The following is a 17,886-nucleotide window of genomic DNA, read 5'->3' as shown; positions in this document are numbered from 1 at the left end:
ACGAATCGGAGCGCACGGTCGACGACTTGGAGCGCACGGTCGACGGTGTGGGGGCGCGGCATACTGAGGCCATGCGTTCGTGGATCGGGATCGTGGCGGTCCTCGTCGCGCTCACGGCGTGTTCGAGTCCGTCAGAACCCAGTCCGACCCCCGGGGCTGCCGGCACGGGCTCATACCGCGATCTGCCGACGACCGGCGACGCCGACTACCAACTCGGTGGTGCCTACGACCCACCGCCGGGGGTCACGATCGTGGTGCGGGACTCGACCGCCGCGCCCGCGGCCGGACGCTATTCGATCTGTTACGTCAACGGGTTCCAGACCCAGCCCGCGGATGCCGACCGATGGTTGTCGGAGCAACCGGACGCGATCCTGCGCCGAGCCGACGGCAAGCCCGTGATCGACCCACAGTGGCCGGACGAGATGCTGTTGTCGACCACGACACCGGCTGCCCGGCGAGCGATCGTCGACTTCCTCACCCCGACCATCGCCCGGTGCGCCGACCGCGGCTTCGATGCGGTCGAGTTCGACAACCTCGACTCGTCGTGGACGCGATCGGACAGTGCTCTTCGCGAGGAAGGCAACCTCGCGTTGGCGAGCTCACTGGTCGACGTCGCACACGTTCGCGGTCTCGCGGTCGGTCAGAAGAACACGCCGCAACTCGGGCAGAGGGGCCGCGACGCGGGTTTCGATTTCGCCATCGCCGAGGAATGCGTGGCCTACCGCGAGTGCGATGCCTATACGGACGTCTACGGACCGCGCGTCATCGACATCGAGTACACGGACATCGGGCACACGGACATCGGGCACACGGACATCGGGCACAAGGACATTGGGCACATGGACACCGGGCACAAGGACACAGGCGGTTCGTGGGCGGCGGTGTGCGCCCGGGCCGACAGGCCGACGCGGACGATGCTGCGGGATCGCGACCTGGTTGCCGCCGGCCAACCGGGATATGTGTTCGACCACTGCTGACGACCGGCGACCGTGCGGGCTCGATGGCGTTACAGTGCTGCGTATGTCAGAGGCTCCGCAACGACGGACGACCGAAGGTTTACGTCGGCTGATCGCGTTCTGCGACGCGGTGGTCGCCATCGCGTTGACCCTGCTGATCCTCCCACTCGCCGACATCGTCACGGATCTGCGCGAACCGACCACCCTGGTGGCGATGTTCCGTGACAACTCGTCGGCGATCGTCAGCTTCCTGATCAGCTTCGCGGTCATCTGGGTGTGCTGGCGACACCATCACCGGATCATGGAGCACTTCCGCGCGTACGACAACACCTTGATCTCGCTGCACAGTGTGTGGCTGCTGACGATCGTGGCGCTGCCCTTCGCGACCGGCACGCTCGAGGTGACCGACCGTGTCCGCTACGGGAACGTCTTCTACATCGGCGTGCTCACGGTGTCGATCTCCGTGCTCCTGGCGATCGAGCGGTGGGGTGCGGCGCACCGCGACCTGCTCGAGGACGAATCGGACGAGATGTTCGACCAGTGGATGGCGCGCCGTAACGGCTACGGCACCATCATCACATTGCTGATCGCACTCGTCATCGCAGCGATCCGGCCGGAGGTCGGCAACTGGCCCCTGATCCTGGTCGTGCTGTCCGGGCCGATCGAGTCGATGTTGGCGCGTGCCGTTCCCTATGTGCGCAGGGGCTCAGGCCAAGACGGTTCGTGAGAGACTTCGCACCACCTCGTGCGGCTGCCCGAAGAACTGCGAACTGCCGTGGGCGCGTTTGAAGTACAGCTGGATGTCGTGCTCCCAGGTGATCCCGATACCGCCGTGTAACTGGATGGCGTCACCGGTGACCCGAGAGAAGGACTCCGAGCAGTGGACGTGGGCGGCCGCGGCGAGTTCTGAAGCATCGGAGCGGCCGACGACAACCGCCTCGACCGCGGCCGCAGAGATCGACGCCGATGTCTCCACGGCGGCGAACATGTCTGCCATCCGGTGTTTGAGCGCCTGGAAGGAGCCGATGGTGCGCCCGAACTGCACGCGGGAGGTGGTGTGGTCGACGGTGAGCTCCAGCGCGCGTCGAGCGCCACCGACCTGCTCGGCCGACAGCAGCGCGAACGCATGGGTCCGCAGGCGGTCGGTCAGATCGTCCGGCGCCGGGATCGTCGTCGCCGGGGTGTCGTCGAAGTCGACGCGGGACAGCGGACGGGTGGGATCGACGGTCGGCAGCGGTGTGACCGTGACACCGTCCGCCCGTGTGTCCACCTCGTGGAGGGTGGTGCCGTCGGTGCCCGCGGCCAGCACCAAGATCGTGCCGGCGGCCTCCGCATCGGTGACGAAGTGCGCTGTCCCGGAAAGTAGTCCTGCCTCGGCCCGCACCCCGGGGCGGCGCCAGCCGGAAGAGTCGGCCCACGCGACGGTGACGATCTGCTCGCCGGATGCGATGGCGGGCAACAGGCGATCCGTCGCCGCGGCGTCGTCGGCGATCAGGACGGTGGCGGTGGCCAACGCTGTCGACAGGGCGGGTACCGGCGAGAGCGTGGCACCGAGCTGCTCGAGAACGACCGCGGACTCGACGAAACTGGCGCCCGCACCGCCGTGTTCGTCGGGGATCGGGAGGGCGGCGATGCCGATGTCGTTGCACAACGTCGACCAGAGTTCCCGATCCATCCGCGGGGTGGACCCGATGGCGGCGCGAACCGCTGCCGGGTCGGACCGTTTGCGCAGGAGATCGCCGACCGACTCGCGCAACGCGTCGCGTTCCTCGGCGGAGATGAGTGTGGGCGCCGTCATCCGAGCGTCTCCAGGATCCGGTGCCGATGCGTTGCGGCGGTACCCCACGCTCCGAGCAGTGCCCTGGTCTTGGTGAGGTACAGCGACAGATCGTGTTCCGCTGTGTAGCCGATCGCACCGAGGACCTGCAGCGCGCGCCGTGCCGACAGGTTCGCGGCATCGCCGGCGGCCACCTTCGCGGCGGACACGTCACGGTGCACATCGGTGCCCTCGGGTACCTGACCGTCGATGCCCAGTGCCGCTCCGTGGACCAGTGGGCGAGCCATCTCGATGGCGATGGCCACGTCGGCGAGGTGATGTTTGACGGCCTGGAACGAGCCGATCGCCCGGCCGAACTGCTTGCGGGCCTGCGCGTATTCGGCCGCGATGGCCAACATGGTGGAGGCGAGGCCGAGCAGTTGTGCGGCCGTGGCGAGCACCGCGACGTCGATGGCCGGGCCGGCGTCCACGTCGGTGGCGATCACGGAGTCGGCCTCGAGGCGGGACACCGTCCGGGTCGCGTCCACCGATGCCCTGGTGTCGGTCGGCGACGCAGTGGAGACGCGGCCTTCGTCGACGAGGTAGGCGGTCGCTGTCTCGGCGTCGGCGGCGAACGGTGCCAGCGGCGGGATCGCGCAGGTGGCCAGGGCGCCCTCGGCGAGCGCCGACAGTCGGTCCTCGGCGTCGGCGCTCCGCAGCAGGACAGGGACAGCGGCGATGCTCTCGGCGAGCGGGCCCGGGACGGCGTGGCGGCCGAGTTGTTCGAGGGCCACCACCATCTCGATGGCGCCCGCGCTGCTGCCACCGTGCGACTCGTCGATCAGCAGGCCGCTCACACCGGCATCGGTCAGGTGGGCGAACACCTTTCGCGCCGGATCACGGTCGCCGGCCGACCACGCCCGGATGACCGACGGGAGGTCGGATTTGGTGAGCATCGCGTCGAGACTGGATGCGAGGTCCTCGTGGACGTCGGAGATCAGGAATTCCATCGGGTCACCTCACCGGTCCCCACGTGGCAGCCCGAGAAGCCGCTCCGCGATGACGTTGCGTTGGATCTCGTTGGTGCCCGCGTAGATCGGACCCGACAACGAGAAGAGATAGCCGTCCGACCAGGGGTCGTCGATCTCGGCGGAAGCGCCTTGCAGGTCGAGAGCGGTCTCATGGGCGGCGATGTCCCACTGCGACCAGAAGACCTTGTTGATCGACGACTCCATACCCAGTTGTCCGCCGGCCGCGAGTCGGCTCACGGTCTGGTAGGTCGAGAGTTCGTATGCGCGCGAACCGATCCAGGCGTCGGCGACGCGAGAGTCGACATCGCTGGCGCCGGGTTGCTCGTGCCGGGTGTTCTTCCAGAGGTCGACGAGTCGGTCGGTGGTGGCCAGGAACCGGCCCGGCGATCGCAGCGAGAGTCCGCGTTCGTTGGCGGCGGTGCTCATCGCGACCTTCCAGCCGTTGTCGACCGCCCCGATCACCCCCGAGTCGGCAGGGTTGTCGGGATCGTCGGGCACGAAGACGTTCTCCAGGAACAGCTCCGCGAATCCGGCCTCACCGTCGAGCTGCGCGATCGGCCGGACCGTCACGCCGTCGGCGCGCAGGTCGAACATGAAGTAGGTCAACCCGCGATGCCGCTGGGCCTCCTTGTCGGTGCGGAAAAGTCCGAAAGCCCAGTCGGCGAAGCTCGATCGCGAACTCCAGGTCTTCTGGCCGTTGAGCAGCCAACCGCCGTCGGTGCGGGTGGCCGTCGAGCGGAGTGATGCGAGGTCGCTACCGGCCTCGGGTTCGCTCCACGCCTGACCCCAGATGTCGTCGGCACGAGCCATCCGCGGCATGATGCGCTGCAGCTGTTCCGGCGCGGCGTGTTCGAAGAGGGTCGGAGCGAGCAGGAAGATGCCGTTCTGGCTGACCCGTCCGGGTGCGCCCGACCGGTAGTACTCCTCCTCGAAGATCAGCCAGTGCAGGAGGGGGACGTCTCGCCCGCCGAACTCCTCGGGCCAGCTCACCACCGACATCCGGTCGGCGGCCAAGGTGCGCTCCCATTCGCGGTGCGCCTCGAATCCGTCGGCGGTGTCCATCGACGGGAGCGGTTCGGCCGGAACGTGATCGGCGAGCCAGGAACGGACCTCGGCACGGAAGGTGTCGGCGTCGTCGTCGAAGAGGAGGTCCATCTCAGTCGCCCTTCTTCGCCGGGGTCGTGGCGCTCGACTTCATCGATTTGGCGTCCATCCCTCCGAGAGAGTCGCCACCGGACTCGGCGTTCGCCGCGTGCGCGTAGTGGTGCCAGCCGAAGACGGAGTCCATCGAGTTGCGCAGGCCCATCTGGTCTTCACAGATGTTGACGGCCTTCTTGCTCAGCATCAGGCCCTGGATCGGCATGGTGGCGGCCTGCTCGGCGATCTCGTCGACCTTCGACGCCAACTCGTCGCGGGGCACGACGTGGTTGACCATCCCCCATTCCGCGGCCTGTGCCGCGGTGAATCGCTGGCCGGTGAACAGGATCTCCTTGGCGCGGCGTGTGCCGAGCGCGTACGCGTGGGCGAAGTACTCGACGCCGGGGATGCCCATGCGTGCGACCGGGTCGGAGAAGAACGCATCGTCGGAGGCGACGATGAAGTCGCAGACCCACGCGAGCATCAGACCGCCGGCGATGCAGGCACCGTGGACCTGCGCGATGAGCGGCTTCGGGATCTCGCGCCACCGTCGGCACATCCCCATGTAGACCTCGGTCTCACGTGCGAGCCGCTGGTCGGCGCCGGTGCGGTCGGTGTGGTCCCAGTAGAGCGTGGCGGTGTTGTCGTAGTAGGTGTCGAAGTCCCGCTCCGGTGTGCCGATGTCGTGGCCGGCCGAGAAGTGCTTGCCGTTCGCGCGGAGCACGATGACCTTCACCGATGCGTCGTCGACCGCCTTGCGGAAGGCGGCGTCGAGCGAATAGGTCATCACCGAGTTCTGCGCGTTGCGGTAGTCGGGCCGATTCAGCGTCACGTATGCGACAGCGCCGTCGGGTCCGCCGGTCTCGTAGGCCACCGGGGTGGTTTCCGGGCCGAGGTCGTCGGGCCCGAGTGCAGGTGGGATGACGGCGTCACTCATGGGTTCGAGGGTAACCTAGCAAGTGCTTGGTTGGTAGGCAGGGCGCCGCCGCGCGGTCAGGAGCCGCTCACGGTTCCCGCCGCCGTCACTGACACCGCGATGGCGGCCGCCGCGATCCCGGCGGCCGTGCGCACCATGGCTTCGTTGACGGCCTCGGCACCCCAATCGCCCTTCTCCAGGGCCTTGCCGCGGCGGTGGACATCACCCGACCATCGGATGGTGGGGTCCAGATGCGAGAGGACACCGCTCGACGACAGCAGCGCGGCGACGGCCGCGGTACGCGGGTCCGGCGTGGCGCCGTCTTCGAGTACGGCGCGGAGGCGTTGCTGGAGCGCGGACTCGTAGGCCGCGTCGGCGGGCAGGTGTCGGGTCGAGGGGATGATGCCGAGCATCCTCCGGCGCTCACGGCGGATCAGCCCCCGATCGACGAGTCGGTCGAGCACTTTCGCGCGGAGATCGGAACCGACGGTGATCAAGAGCGTCTGGATGCCGCGCGGGCGGTCGGCGATGGTGCGATACGCCGTCGCCAGGATCGGGTCGGACGGCTCGGCATCGGCGACGGCGGAGATCCGGGCACCGGTCAGACCCCGTCCGGGGTCGATCTCGACCGCGCCGCGGAGGCCGAGTTCGACCAGTACGGCGCCACCGAGGGGGTACATCAGTGTGCCCTCTCCCGCGATGGTGCCGGAGGCGTCATCGAGGAGCATCAGCAGGACGTCCTCGACGATCAGCGGTTCGGGGTCGGAGGTCTCGTCTGCTCGTCGTGCGGTCATGTGTCCATGGTGATCCGTGCTGCCCCTCGGCCGGTAGTGCAGGGTGTCACCGAAGCGCGCTGCTGCCGTCATGGCCCGGGCATGACAGATGTCATCACGCATCCATGAGATCCACACGGCCGGTCGATGATCGACGGCACTACCGGCGAGCGGATCGCGCGGCGAGGCTGGAGTGCATGGACAACACCAGCTCCACCACCGTGATCTCCGCACGGGGACTGCGCCGGGTGTACGGCCGCGGCGCCGACGCCCACGAGGCGGTCGCCGGGGTCGATCTCGACATCGCCGACGGGGAGGTGTTCGCTCTTCTCGGAACCAACGGTGCGGGCAAGACCTCCACATTCGATCTGCTGGAAGGGCTCGTCGCGCCCACCTCTGGATCGGTCAGCGTCTTCGGCCTCGATCCCCTGCGGGAGCGGGACCGCGTCCGGCCCGACATCGGCATCATGCTCCAATCCGGTGGCCTGCCGGCCGATCTCACCGTCGGTGAGACGCTCGAGATGTGGCGGGGGACGTGTTCGCAGCCGACGACGGTCGCCGACGTCCTCGACAAGGTGCGTCTGACCGACCGGGTCCGGGTGCGGGTCGGGTCGCTGTCGGGCGGAGAGCAGCGCCGGGTGGACCTCGCCTGCGCACTGCTCGGGCGTCCACGGCTGCTGTTCCTCGACGAGCCGACCACCGGTCTCGACCCGGAGAGTCGCCGGGACACCTGGGATCTGCTCGCCGACCTCAAGAGATCCGGTGTCACCATGGTCCTCACCACGCATTATCTCGACGAGGCCGAGGAGTTGGCCGATCGGATCGCGATCATGCACCGCGGACGCATCGCCCGTGAGGGGAGCCTTGCGGAGATCGTCGGCGGCCATCCGTCGCGCATCGTCTTCGATCACCCCGGTCTGGTGCTTCCGGACCTCGTGGGCGCCTCCGTCGAGCCGACCGCGCGCGTCACGGTCCACACCCACGAACTCACCCGACATCTGTACGAGCTGCTCGAGTGGTCGCGGCGGCACCGGGTCCCGCTGACCGGTCTCGAGGCACGTTCCGCGTCACTGGAGTCGGTGTTCCTCGACATCGCAGATTCCGCATCGGCACATCGACCGGCGTCACCGGTCGACGACGCCGCGGGCCGCCCGGCGCGCTCCATCGCGTCGGCGACGACGGGGATGTCGGCATGACCGCGCACGCCGGCGGGGCGACCGTCACCCATCGTCGACACCCGTTGCGTGCGTTGGCGACCGCCGAGTTCCGCCAGTTCTGGCGCAACAAGACCCTGGTCGCGATGGGGACGTTGTTCCCGATCGGACTACCGCTCGTGACGTTCGTGATCGCCCGTCGCGATGCCGGGTCCACCGCGACGGTGGCTGCGACGACCCTCGAGATGTTCGCTCTGGTCGCACTGCTGTTCGTGCAGTACTACTCGGTGCTGTCGATGGTGACGACCCGGCGCGGTGAGGGCGTGCTCAAGCGACTGCGCACCGGTGAGGCCACCGACCGTCAGATCCAGATCGCGCCGGGGGTGCCCGGCGCGCTGCTCACCGTCGTCGGGTCGGTGGCGATCGCGGCGGTCGTCTACGGTCTGGGCGCACCTGCGCCGGTGAACGCGGTGCCCATCGTCGTGGCGATGGTCGCCGGGGTGGTGCTGTTCTCGGTGTTGGCGTTGGCGACCAGCGGGATCACCCGCAATGCCGAAGCGGCCCAGATCACCTCGTTGCCGGTGATGATGCTCGCGATGGTCGGTCTCGGGTCGATACGGTCGGTGCTGCCCGAGCAACTCTCCGACATCGCCGATCGCACGCCGTTCGCGGCGATCTCCGATCTGATCGCACTCGGTTCCACGGGACGTACCGCCATCGCTCCGGAATCGACCGCAGTGCTCGACGCGGCGGGCGTGTTCGGCGCGATGGGCGCGCCGCTTGCGACACTGGCGGTATGGACCGTTCTGGCGCTGGCGTTGACCGCTCGGACCTTTCGGTGGGACGACCGGGGGTGACGACAGCCGTCGCCTGGTGGCGGGGCCTGTCCGGTCCGCAGCGGTATCGCTTCTACTCGCGGGTCACCCTGCAGGTGGTCGTCGCGGTGGTGACGGTGGTGTTGGCGACCGCGGCGCCGAAGCCCTTTGCGATGGTCGGCCTCATCCTCGGCGGGATCGCGGCGGTGCTCGCGTTGGAGGCCCAACCCGAGATAGCCAGCCTGACCGATGCACGGATACGGCGGTGGGCGTTGCCCACCGCCGTCGCGATGCTCGCCACGATCTGGGTGGCGGCCGCGGTGCTCAGCCGTGTGTCGTCCATCGAGTCCGATGTTGCCGCCGCACGCCAGACCGGCGTGTACATCGTGTTCCTGGCCGGCATCTCGGTGGTGCCCTTCCTGCGCCATCGGTGGTGGGTCCTGCTCGCGGTCGGTCTCGTGACCGGGGCCGCCTTCGGCGCATCGCCGCGGGGCGTGCTGCAGCTGGTCGGTTACACCCTTGGTATCGGGATCGTGATGGTCGCGACGACCCTGCTGACCCTGTGGGGGCTGCGGATGATCGACGAACTCGAGCGCGCCAAGACGGTCGAAGCGCGGCTCCGGGTCGCGGAGGAGCGACTCCGGTTCTCACGTGACCTGCACGACGTCGTCGGGCGCGGCTTCTCGGCGATCGCGGTGAAGAGTGAACTGGCGGGCACCCTGCTGCGTGCCGGTGCGACCGACCGCGCGGTCGATGAGATCGACGAGATCAAGACGCTCGCCGTCGAGTCGATGGATCAGATGCGCGCTCTGGTGCGCGGCTATCGCGACATCGATCTCACCGGCGAGGTGGCGGGTGCCCGATCGCTGCTCTCGGCCGCCGGCTGTCGGTTGGACGTCGAAGGTGACCCGCAGCAGGTGCCCGCTCGATTCCATGAGGTCGCGGCATGGGTCGTCCGCGAAGGAACAACCAACATCGTCAAGCATTCGTCGGCGTCGTACGCCCGCCTCACCCTCGGCACCGCTGCGATGACGCTGACCAACGACGGCGCTGCCGACGCGTCGATCCCGTCGTCGGGGGAGCTGAGCTCGGGTCTGCGAGGATTGGACGAGCGTCTCGGTGCAGTGGGGGCCGAGCTGGACATCGCCACCGCGGGCGACACATTCACGCTGCAGATCCGATGGGAGAAAGCATGATCCCGGTGTTGTTGGCCGATGACGAGACTCTGATCCGGACGGCCTTGGCCACGATGCTCGACCTGGAGGAACAGATCGAGGTCGTCGCCCACGTCGACTCCGGCGAAGAGCTGGTTGCCCTGTGGCGCCGACGCGTCGACGACGGTGAGCCGACCGGGGTCGCCGTCATCGACCTGCAGATGGGCGGGATGGACGGCATCGACACCGCAGTCGAGATCCTGGCGTCGACCCCGGACGCCGGGGTCGTGATCGTGACCAGTCACGGCAGGCCGGGTTATCTGAAGCGCGCGCTGACCGCCGGGGTGCGTGGGTTTTTGCCCAAGACCACCCCCGCGACGACGCTCGCCGAGGTGATCACCAAGGTGCACGGCGGTGGCCGCTACATCGACCCGGAACTCGCGACCGAGGCGATCAGTGCGGGCGACTCGGTACTGACCGCCCGCGAGGCCGACGTGTTGGAGTACGCCATCGACGGTGCGTCCGTCGACGAGATCGCCAAGCGTGCGCACCTGTCGGCGGGGACGACTCGGAACTACCTGTCGTCCGCGATGGCGAAACTCAACGCGTCCAACAGATACGAGGCCGCACTCAAGGCGCGAGAGCTCGGCTGGATCTGACGCCCGCACCGGTCGGTGGGCAGAGAAGGAGCCCCGGGCCGTCCGTCCACTCCGTGTCGGAGCGGACGAACGAACCCGGGGCGTTGTCGTTGCGGACCGAGATGCCGAGCGATCAGCTCTGCGGTCCGTCTTCCTGTCGGCCGCCGAGGTGGCGTGCCAGGAATCGTTCCGACGCCCGGTAGAAGGCGATGCTGTTCTCCGGGTTCACGAATCCGTGTCCTTCGTCGTCGAAGACCAGGTATTCGACCTCGACCTCGCGTTCACGCAGGGCCTCGACGATGAGGTCCGACTCCTCACGGACTACGCGGACGTCGTTGGCGCCCTGGGCCACCAGGAGAGGATTGCGGATGTCGTCGACCCGGTTGATCGGTGAGCGGGCATCGACCTCGGCCGCACCCTTCGGATCGTCGGGGTCACCGATGTAGCGGAACCAGGTGTTGACGAACGCCGGCCGCACGAACACCGGTTGGGTCCGGATCAGGTTGGCCAGGTTGGAGATACCGACGTAGTCGATCGCGGCGGCGAACACGTCGGGGGTGAATGCGGCGCCGACCAGTGCCGCGTAACCGCCGTAGGAGCCGCCGAAGATCGCGACGCGTTCGCGGTCGACGTAGCCGTGATCGACCGCCCAGTCGACACTGTCTATCAGGTCGTCGTGCATCTTGCCGGCGAATTCACCGATGGCGGCTTGCATGTGCGCCTTGCCGTATCCGATCGATCCTCGGAAATTCACCTGCAGGACCGCGTAGCCGCGGTTCGCGAGCAGCTGGACGATGGGGCTGTAGTTCCAGGCGTCGCGGTACCAGGGGCCGCCGTGCACGAGGACCACCAGGGGGAGCCGCTCGTCGAGGTCGACCGTACTCTGGATGTCCTCCGGGGCCGGGATGTCGGACGGCAGGGTCAGATACGACGGGAGGTCCAGGCCGTCGCGGGCGGGGATGGTCACCGGCCTCATCGGACTCAGTGCCGACGGATCCAGGTGCGGGAACGGGCGGAACAGGAGTCGGCTCGCACCGGTCGCGTGGTCGTAGAGCCACGTGGCGCCGGGATCGCGGTCGTGGACGAAGCTCACGATCCACTTCTCTCCGCTGGTGTCGGACGACAACTCGCCGACGTCGCCGTCCGACAACTTCTCCAGATTCGCCAGGATGTCGGCGAAGCGGGGGTCGAGAGCGTGGATGACCTGTCGTTCACCGAGGTACCGGACGCCGAGCAGGTCGCCGGTCGCCCGATCCAGGATGAGCGGGGACGAGGTCTCGGTGACCGCGCGGCGCGTCGAGTCGAGGCTGAGCGTCGGATGACTGTCGACCTCCGTCTCCTCGCCGGTCGTCAGGTCGAGGCGGACGAGTCGGGGAAGATCCGTTCCGCGGAGGGACTCCATCCACATGCCGGTGCCGTCGGGGGTGATCTGCATCGGTGTCACACCCATCGGGTGGTCGATGCCCGGGACGGAGGTGAGCAGGGCGAGATCTCCGGTCTCGGCGTCACGGCGCGACAGCTGCCAGTCGCCGTCGGCGGTGATGCCGTTCCAGAGCAGGTCGCCGTCGCGTCCTTGTACCCAGCTGCCGCCCGGCTCGGTCGTCTCGGCGAGCACGGTGAGCTCGCCGGAAGCCACGTCGAGCTCGTACAGGTCGAACTCGGCGGCGTTGCGTGCGTTGAGCAGCAGCGTCATCGCACCCGGCGTGACCTGTGACTTCTCGAGACTCATTGTGCGCGCGCCCGGGAACGGGGTGAGGTCGACCGCGGGGGCGGCAGGGTCGTCGAGGTCGACGCGGTACACGTGCCAGTTCTCGTCCCCGTTCGAGTCCTGCTGGTACAGCAGCCATCGCGGATCGTCGGTCCACCGGAAGCGCGAGACGCTGCGGTTGTCGTCGGCGGTGACACAGTGGGGTTCGGCGTCGGAGTCCAGATCCTGGATCCACACGTTGAGTCGGTTGTGCCACGGCGCGAGGAAGGCGTACCGGCTGCCGTCTGGAGAGATGACCGCGCCGATGCGTGTCGGTGAGTCGAAGAAGTCGGTGAGGGGGATCAGTGTCGATGCGGATGTCTGCGGTGTCGGTGCGATTTCTGTGGTCATGTCTCCACCCTGCGTTCCACAGGGGCGATCCGGCAGTACGCACGGTCATCGATCGACCATGACTTCCCGATGGTCCGATGGATGACATCTGTCAGGTCGCGGGGTCGAGTGATATGCGAGCAGGACTCCCGTGTGCGAGCGGAACGTCACTCGCACACGGGAGTTCGGATCGCGAATGGTGGGCAGGCCGGTCAGCGCACGGTGAGCGTCCCACCGCAGGACGTGCTCGGGATCGCCCAGAGGGCGTTCCGGTTGACCGCGCTGTAAGTGACCCGAACCGTGCCTGCGCCGGTGGCGAGACGGAACTGCTGCCCGTTGACGTATCCACCGATGCGCGCGGTGTCGATCGCGGTTCCTTTGCGGCCGTTGGAGACGTTGTGCCAGTCGAGTCGCCCGACGGAGTCGTAGCCGGCCGCCGGCGACAACAGAGCCCACAGTGACGAGACGTCACGGACCCGGGCGATGACACGGCCGGCACCGTCGGGTTCGAGGAAGAGTCGGGCGACACTGAACGGTTGGTCGACGATGTTGGGGCTGACACCCCAGCAGCGGCTCAAGGGGGCAACGGTCTCGGCGGATGCCGGCGCAGCACCGACTGCTCCGAGGCCGGCGGCGACGGTGGCCGCGGCCATGGTGGCGATGGCGGTGGTGCGGATCGATCGGAGCATCTTTCCCTCTCGTGGCGTGTGTCGTGGCGATCTCGGTGGTCCATTCGTATCGCAAACGAATCGCGTGTGCAGGGGATTTGTCGCTCGATGGCGGGTCGGATCGACGAAGTCAGTGACCGATCAGCACCTTGAGCAAGACGACGAGTGCGGCGACTCCCGCAGTGGCGAGCCCGGCGACGAGGACTCGCAGGCTGAGCGGATTGCCGCGCACACGTTCGGCGACCAAGGGCACGCTGGCGATGCGCACCACGATGATCGCGCCGGCGATGAGCACGGCCCACCCGGACTCGAGGATGTCGAACATGCCCGACAACAAGATCAAAGCAGGGAACGTCGCCGACGACGCGATCGGCACGGCATCGCGCAATTCCTCCAGCGCGAGCAGTCGTCGTTCTTCGTGAGGTGTCGTGTCGTCGGCGGAAATCGTTGCGTGCGCGATGAACTCCGCGAAGACGTGTGCGAAGAACGTCGTGACCCCGGTACCGATCACGACGACGACCGCGGTGCCGTGTTCCACCGAGGTCGGGGTGGCGACCACGACCGCGGCGAGCGCCAGGATGTTGCCGTAGACGTATGCCGACAGGCGGGCAGTGGCCCGATGCGCCGACAGCGGTCCGTCGCGTCGCTCAGCCAGGCGGTGGTACCAGCGTCGGGGAAGCGACCTCATCGACCAGTTCTAACACGTACGCACGGCGCGCATGCCGTGGCGATTGCGCCCTTCACGGCCCGGCAGCGATAGCGCCTTTCACGGCACCGCAGCGATAGCGCCCTTCACGGCACCGCAGCGATAGCGCCCTTCACGGCACCGCGGCCAGCTGCGCGGTCACCGACTCCGCGGCGGAACGTGCGGCATCGCCGACCGCCATCAGTTCTGCTGCAGGCAACGTCCGGTTCGGGCAGGCGACCACGGCGGCGACCATCTCGCCTGCGGCATCGAACACCGGGGCGCCGACGGTGACCGCTGCGACGTCGCCGGTCAACTCGTCCGGTAGGTAGTCGACGATGGTCAGCTCGGTGAGCAGATCTCCGACCCGGGTGCGGAGGCGGTCCGACACGGTGTCGAGTGAACTGAGGGCGTCGATCATCGCGGCGTGGTCGTCGGTCATCCGTTCGATGGAGTAGCCGCGCTCGCGGATGGCGTCCAGAACCATGGTCAGCCGGGTGCGCGCCGACGCCGGGGCCTGTTCGATCCAGGCCGCACGCACATCGGCGGACGCCCAGGTGATGAACTCACGACTGATCGGCGGGCGCAGTCGGATTCGCCGCCCCGCCTCCATCCAGGGCTCGGAACCCCGGCCGGTGTCGGAACCGACACGCTCGATGCCGATCGGTGTCGCGTAGTCGACAACGGTGATCGTGTCCGCCGACAGTCGGCGTGCCAGGAAGCACGGCATCCGCAGTTCGTCGACGAGTCGATGGACCGCGGCGGCAGCCCAGTGGCCCAGGTGGTCGGCGTCCTGCGCCGACCTCGCCACGACGAGGAAGCCCGGCCCGATGCCGTAAGTGCCGTCGATGGGATGACGAACGACCCAGCCCCGGCTGTTCAGCTCGCCGAGGATGGCGTGCGCGGTCGCGCGTGAGACGCCCACTGCCCGCACTATCTCCGCAACGGTGAGGGGGCCGGTTCCCGGGTCCGCGAGCAGTTCGATGATCGCGGTCGCCCGAGCGGTGGGGGGAGACGACGGACGAGTCGCCTCGGTCTGTTGACTGTCCGTCGCAGCCTGGCCTACCGTGTGTGTCACATACTCAATACTGAGTGTCGACTATTCGACATGTCAAGCCTTCGCGGATTCCGATCGAGAAAGCGGAACCGGCGAGGCAGTCCGGACGAAAGGGTGTGGGTCAGTGACCACTCCGGCAGTGACGGCATCAGAGCGTGATGGTGCCCAGTCTCATGGTGCCCAGTCTCATGGAGCGCGCCGATACGAACTACCGCATCTGGCAGCTCTCGAGGCGGAGTCGGTGCACATCATCCGCGAGGTGGCCGCGACGTTCGAGCGCCCGGTGCTGCTGTTCTCCGGGGGCAAGGACTCGGTGGTCATGTTCCATCTGGCGCGCAAGGCTTTTTGGCCGGCGCCCGTGCCGTTCCCGCTGATGCATGTCGACACCGGGCACAATTTCGACGAGGTCATCGAGTACCGCGACCGCGTGGTGGTCGACACCGGTGTCCGCCTGGTGGTCAGTTCGGTCCAGGACGACATCGACGCCGGGCGGGTCGTCGAGCAGACCGGGCCGGGCGCGAGTCGGAACCGGCTGCAGACCACCGCACTGCTGCGCGGGATCACCGAGAACCGGTTCGACGCGGTGTTCGGCGGTGCGCGCCGGGACGAGGAGAAGGCGCGCGCCAAGGAGCGCGTGTTCAGTTTTCGCGACGAGTTCGGCGCCTGGGACCCGCGTGGTCAGCGTCCGGAACTGTGGCATCTCTACAACGGTCGGCACCACCGTGGTGAACACATCAGGGTGTTCCCGCTCAGCAATTGGACCGAGCTCGACATCTGGCAGTACATCGCCGCGGAGGACATCGAGTTGCCGCCGATCTACTACGCCCATCAGCGTGAGGTGATCCCCCGGGACGGGATGTTGTTGGCCGACACCCGATTCCTCGACCGCCATCCCCATGAGGTCACGCAGACGGAGACCGTGCGATTCCGGACGGTCGGAGACGCCACGTGCACGGGCTGCGTGCGCAGTGACGCCGACACGGTGGAGAAGGTCATCGTCGAGATCGCGGCCACACGGTTGACGGAACGCGGAGCGACGCGCGCCGACGACCGGATCTCGGAGTCGGGTATGGAGGATCGTAAGAAAGAAGGCTACTTCTGATGAGCACCACCGATGGCACCGTGACTGCCGGCACCGGTCTGCTCAGCGGGGCTCACGAGAGTGTCGACACCGGAACCGCGCTGCTGCGGTTGGCGACCGCCGGGTCGGTCGACGACGGGAAGTCGACCCTCATCGGTCGACTGCTGTTCGATTCGAAGAGCATCTTCACCGATCAGATGGAGTCGATCGAGCGCACCAGCGCCGAACGCGGGGACGAGCGTGCCGACCTCGCCTTACTGACCGACGGGCTCCGCGCCGAGCGCGAGCAGGGCATCACCATCGACGTCGCCTACCGCTACTTCGCAACGCCGCAGCGGAAGTTCATCATCGCCGACACCCCCGGTCACGTGCAGTACACCCGCAACATGGTGACCGGCGCGTCGACCGCCGACCTCGCGCTGATCCTCGTCGACGCGCGGAAAGGGGTGCTGGAGCAGACCCGCCGCCACGCGTTCCTCTCGTCCCTGCTGGGGATTCCGCACCTGACGGTGTGCATCAACAAGATGGACCTCGTCGACTGGTCGCGGGAGCGGTTCACCGAGATCCGTGATGAGTTCACCTCTTTCGCCGCCAAGTTGAACGTCACCGACCTGACGTTCATCCCGGTGTCGGCCTTGCGCGGCGACAACGTCGTCGAGTCGTCGGCAGCGATGCCGTGGTACGAGGGGCGGCCTCTATTGAGTCACCTGGAGAACGTCCACATCGCATCCGATCGCAATCTCATCGACGCCCGGATGCCCGTCCAGTATGTGATCCGACCGCAGCGGGGCGACGGCGCCGACCACCGTGCTTACGCGGGAACCGTTGCCGGCGGTGTCTTCTCGCGTGGCGACGAGGTCGTGGTGCTGCCGTCGGGTTTCGAGACGACCATCACCGACATCTGGGGTCCGGGCGGGAACAGGGTCGACGAGGCCTTCGCGTCGATGGCGGTGTCGGTGGAGTTGGCGGACGAGATCGACATCGTCCGTGGCGACATGCTCGCCCGCCCGAACAACCGCCCCTACGTCGGCCGCGACATCGACGCGATGGTGTGTTGGTTTGCCGACGACACGGAACTGCAGGTCGGAGGCAGTTACGCGATCATGAGCGGGACCCGGTCCACCCGTGCACAGGTGACGGGGTTGAACTACCGACTCGACGTCAACAGCCTGCATCGAGACGAGACCGCGGATCGTCTGCAGCTCAACGAGATCGCGCGCCTGACACTTCGTACCCAGCAACCGTTGATGTTCGACCCCTACCGCCGCAACCGGGAGACGGGCAGCTTCATCCTGATCGACGAGGCGACCAACAAGACGGTGGGTGCGGGGATGATCTCGGCGCCTATGACCCGTGACAGTCACGTGGTGTGGCAGTCGACGAAGGTCGCGCGCGAACACCGCCCGCATCGAGGGGCGACCATCTGGTTGACCGGACTCTCGGGATCGGGCAAGTCGTCGGTCGCCGTCGAACTCGAGCGCCGCCTGGTGGCCGAGGGACGCCCCGCCTACCTGATGGACGGGGACAACTTGCGGCACGGACTCAATTCAGATCTCGGCTTCTCCGACGACGACCGACGCGAGAACATCCGGCGTACCTCCGAGGTCGCCGCACTCTTCGCCGACTCCGGTGCCGTCGCGATCGTCTCGCTGATCAGCCCGTTCGATGACGAGCGTAGGCGGGCGCGCGAGATACACGCCGAGCGCGATCTCGGTTTCCACCAGATCTTCGTCGACACCCCGATGGAAGAATGTGAGCGGCGTGATCCGAAAGGTTTGTACGCCAAGGCGCGCCGCGGTGAGATCAGCCGGTTCACGGGCATCGACTCGCCGTACGAGAGGCCCACGGACGCCGACATCGTCGTGACGCCTGCCGACGGCACGCCATCGGAGGTCGCGGAGGCGATCCTGCGCGATCTCGGGCTGTGACGATCGACGCTGCGTCGAGCGATCATCGGCGACCGATGATCTGACAGGGTGATGAGTGTG

17 protein-coding genes are annotated in these 17,886 nt (G+C 67.6%); 8 read left to right on the top strand and 9 right to left on the bottom strand.

Annotated elements, in window-relative coordinates; genetic code table 11:
• Nucleotides 1-71: 71 nt before the first annotated feature.
• Nucleotides 72-977: an endo alpha-1,4 polygalactosaminidase gene (locus tag GS4_RS11315; protein ID WP_040510303.1), complete on the top strand. Its 906-nt coding sequence runs from the start codon at nucleotides 72-74 to the stop codon at nucleotides 975-977.
• 43 nt (nucleotides 978-1,020) lie between these two features.
• The gene (locus GS4_RS11310; RefSeq protein WP_051989699.1) at nucleotides 1,021-1,683 is read left to right on the top strand and encodes a TMEM175 family protein; all 663 of its coding nucleotides are present in this window, start codon (nucleotides 1,021-1,023) and stop codon (nucleotides 1,681-1,683) included.
• Here the strand turns inward: GS4_RS11310 and GS4_RS11305 are convergent.
• Genes GS4_RS11305 through GS4_RS11285 form a run of 5 tightly spaced genes read right to left on the bottom strand, consistent with a single transcriptional unit; the run spans nucleotide 1,663 to nucleotide 6,590 of the window.
• A complete protein-coding gene (locus tag GS4_RS11305) occupies nucleotides 1,663-2,754 on the bottom strand; it encodes an acyl-CoA dehydrogenase family protein (protein ID WP_007620594.1) in 1,092 nt (363 codons plus the stop codon). The two genes, GS4_RS11310 and GS4_RS11305, sit on opposite strands and share 21 nt — an antisense overlap.
• Nucleotides 2,751-3,722, bottom strand: coding sequence for an acyl-CoA dehydrogenase family protein (locus tag GS4_RS11300; RefSeq protein ID WP_007620593.1), 972 nt, complete (start codon nucleotides 3,720-3,722; stop codon nucleotides 2,751-2,753). Before GS4_RS11300 ends, GS4_RS11305 begins: the two co-directional genes overlap by 4 nt.
• A 9-nt stretch (nucleotides 3,723-3,731) precedes the next feature.
• Nucleotides 3,732-4,898 (bottom strand): acyl-CoA dehydrogenase family protein, encoded by a 1,167-nt coding sequence (locus GS4_RS11295; protein WP_007620592.1) that lies wholly within the window; start codon nucleotides 4,896-4,898, stop codon nucleotides 3,732-3,734.
• A gap of 1 nt (nucleotide 4,899) precedes the next feature.
• A complete protein-coding gene (locus GS4_RS11290; protein WP_007620591.1) occupies nucleotides 4,900-5,817 on the bottom strand; it encodes an enoyl-CoA hydratase in 918 nt (305 codons plus the stop codon).
• A 56-nt stretch (nucleotides 5,818-5,873) separates the two neighbouring features.
• Nucleotides 5,874-6,590, bottom strand: coding sequence for a GOLPH3/VPS74 family protein (locus tag GS4_RS11285; protein WP_040510301.1), 717 nt, complete (start codon nucleotides 6,588-6,590; stop codon nucleotides 5,874-5,876).
• A 176-nt stretch (nucleotides 6,591-6,766) separates the two neighbouring features.
• On the opposite strand from GS4_RS11285, the gene GS4_RS11280 reads away from it, so the two are divergent.
• From GS4_RS11280 to GS4_RS11265, 4 genes are read left to right on the top strand one after another with little or no spacing between them, the layout of a single operon-like run.
• The gene (locus tag GS4_RS11280; RefSeq protein ID WP_007620588.1) at nucleotides 6,767-7,765 is read left to right on the top strand and encodes an ABC transporter ATP-binding protein; all 999 of its coding nucleotides are present in this window, start codon (nucleotides 6,767-6,769) and stop codon (nucleotides 7,763-7,765) included.
• A complete protein-coding gene (locus tag GS4_RS11275) occupies nucleotides 7,762-8,580 on the top strand; it encodes an ABC transporter permease (protein ID WP_007620587.1) in 819 nt (272 codons plus the stop codon). Before GS4_RS11280 ends, GS4_RS11275 begins: the two co-directional genes overlap by 4 nt.
• Nucleotides 8,577-9,734 carry a sensor histidine kinase gene (locus tag GS4_RS11270; RefSeq protein ID WP_007620586.1) on the top strand — a complete coding sequence of 386 codons (1,158 nt, stop codon included), beginning with the start codon at nucleotides 8,577-8,579 and terminating at the stop codon, nucleotides 9,732-9,734. The genes GS4_RS11275 and GS4_RS11270 overlap by 4 nt, the downstream gene beginning before the upstream one ends.
• On the top strand, nucleotides 9,731-10,351 hold the full coding sequence (locus GS4_RS11265; protein WP_007620585.1) for a response regulator transcription factor: 621 nt from the start codon (nucleotides 9,731-9,733) through the stop codon (nucleotides 10,349-10,351). The genes GS4_RS11270 and GS4_RS11265 overlap by 4 nt, the downstream gene beginning before the upstream one ends.
• 112 nt (nucleotides 10,352-10,463) lie before the next feature.
• Here GS4_RS11265 and GS4_RS11260 read toward each other — a convergent pair whose 3' ends face one another.
• The 4 genes from GS4_RS11260 to GS4_RS11245 form a co-directional block, all read right to left on the bottom strand.
• Nucleotides 10,464-12,428, bottom strand: a complete 1,965-nt coding sequence (locus GS4_RS11260; RefSeq protein WP_007620584.1) for a S9 family peptidase — start codon at nucleotides 12,426-12,428, stop codon at nucleotides 10,464-10,466.
• Between the two features lie 191 nt (nucleotides 12,429-12,619).
• Entirely contained in the window at nucleotides 12,620-13,096 is a 477-nt protein-coding gene (locus GS4_RS11255; protein ID WP_007620583.1) for a hypothetical protein, read from the bottom strand.
• Nucleotides 13,097-13,205: 109 nt separating this feature from the next.
• Nucleotides 13,206-13,763, bottom strand: a complete 558-nt coding sequence (locus GS4_RS11250) for a hypothetical protein (protein WP_007620582.1) — start codon at nucleotides 13,761-13,763, stop codon at nucleotides 13,206-13,208.
• Between the two features lie 130 nt (nucleotides 13,764-13,893).
• Nucleotides 13,894-14,838: an IclR family transcriptional regulator gene (locus tag GS4_RS11245; protein ID WP_007620581.1), complete on the bottom strand. Its 945-nt coding sequence runs from the start codon at nucleotides 14,836-14,838 to the stop codon at nucleotides 13,894-13,896.
• 118 nt (nucleotides 14,839-14,956) lie between these two features.
• Between GS4_RS11245 and cysD the strand changes: the two genes are divergently transcribed.
• Both cysD and cysC read left to right on the top strand, forming a co-directional pair.
• Entirely contained in the window at nucleotides 14,957-15,919 is a 963-nt protein-coding gene (gene cysD, locus GS4_RS11240; RefSeq protein ID WP_051989698.1) for a sulfate adenylyltransferase subunit CysD, read from the top strand.
• Entirely contained in the window at nucleotides 15,919-17,826 is a 1,908-nt protein-coding gene (gene cysC, locus GS4_RS11235; protein ID WP_007620579.1) for an adenylyl-sulfate kinase, read from the top strand. Before cysD ends, cysC begins: the two co-directional genes overlap by 1 nt.
• The last annotated feature ends 60 nt before the right edge of the window (nucleotides 17,827-17,886 follow it).

The sequence above is a fragment of the Gordonia soli NBRC 108243 genome, from assembly GCF_000334455.1.
In the GTDB taxonomy this organism is placed as follows: domain Bacteria; phylum Actinomycetota; class Actinomycetes; order Mycobacteriales; family Mycobacteriaceae; genus Gordonia; species Gordonia soli.
The sequence above is the reverse complement of the archived record's forward strand: the minus strand, read 5'-3'. Positions and strand labels throughout refer to the sequence as shown.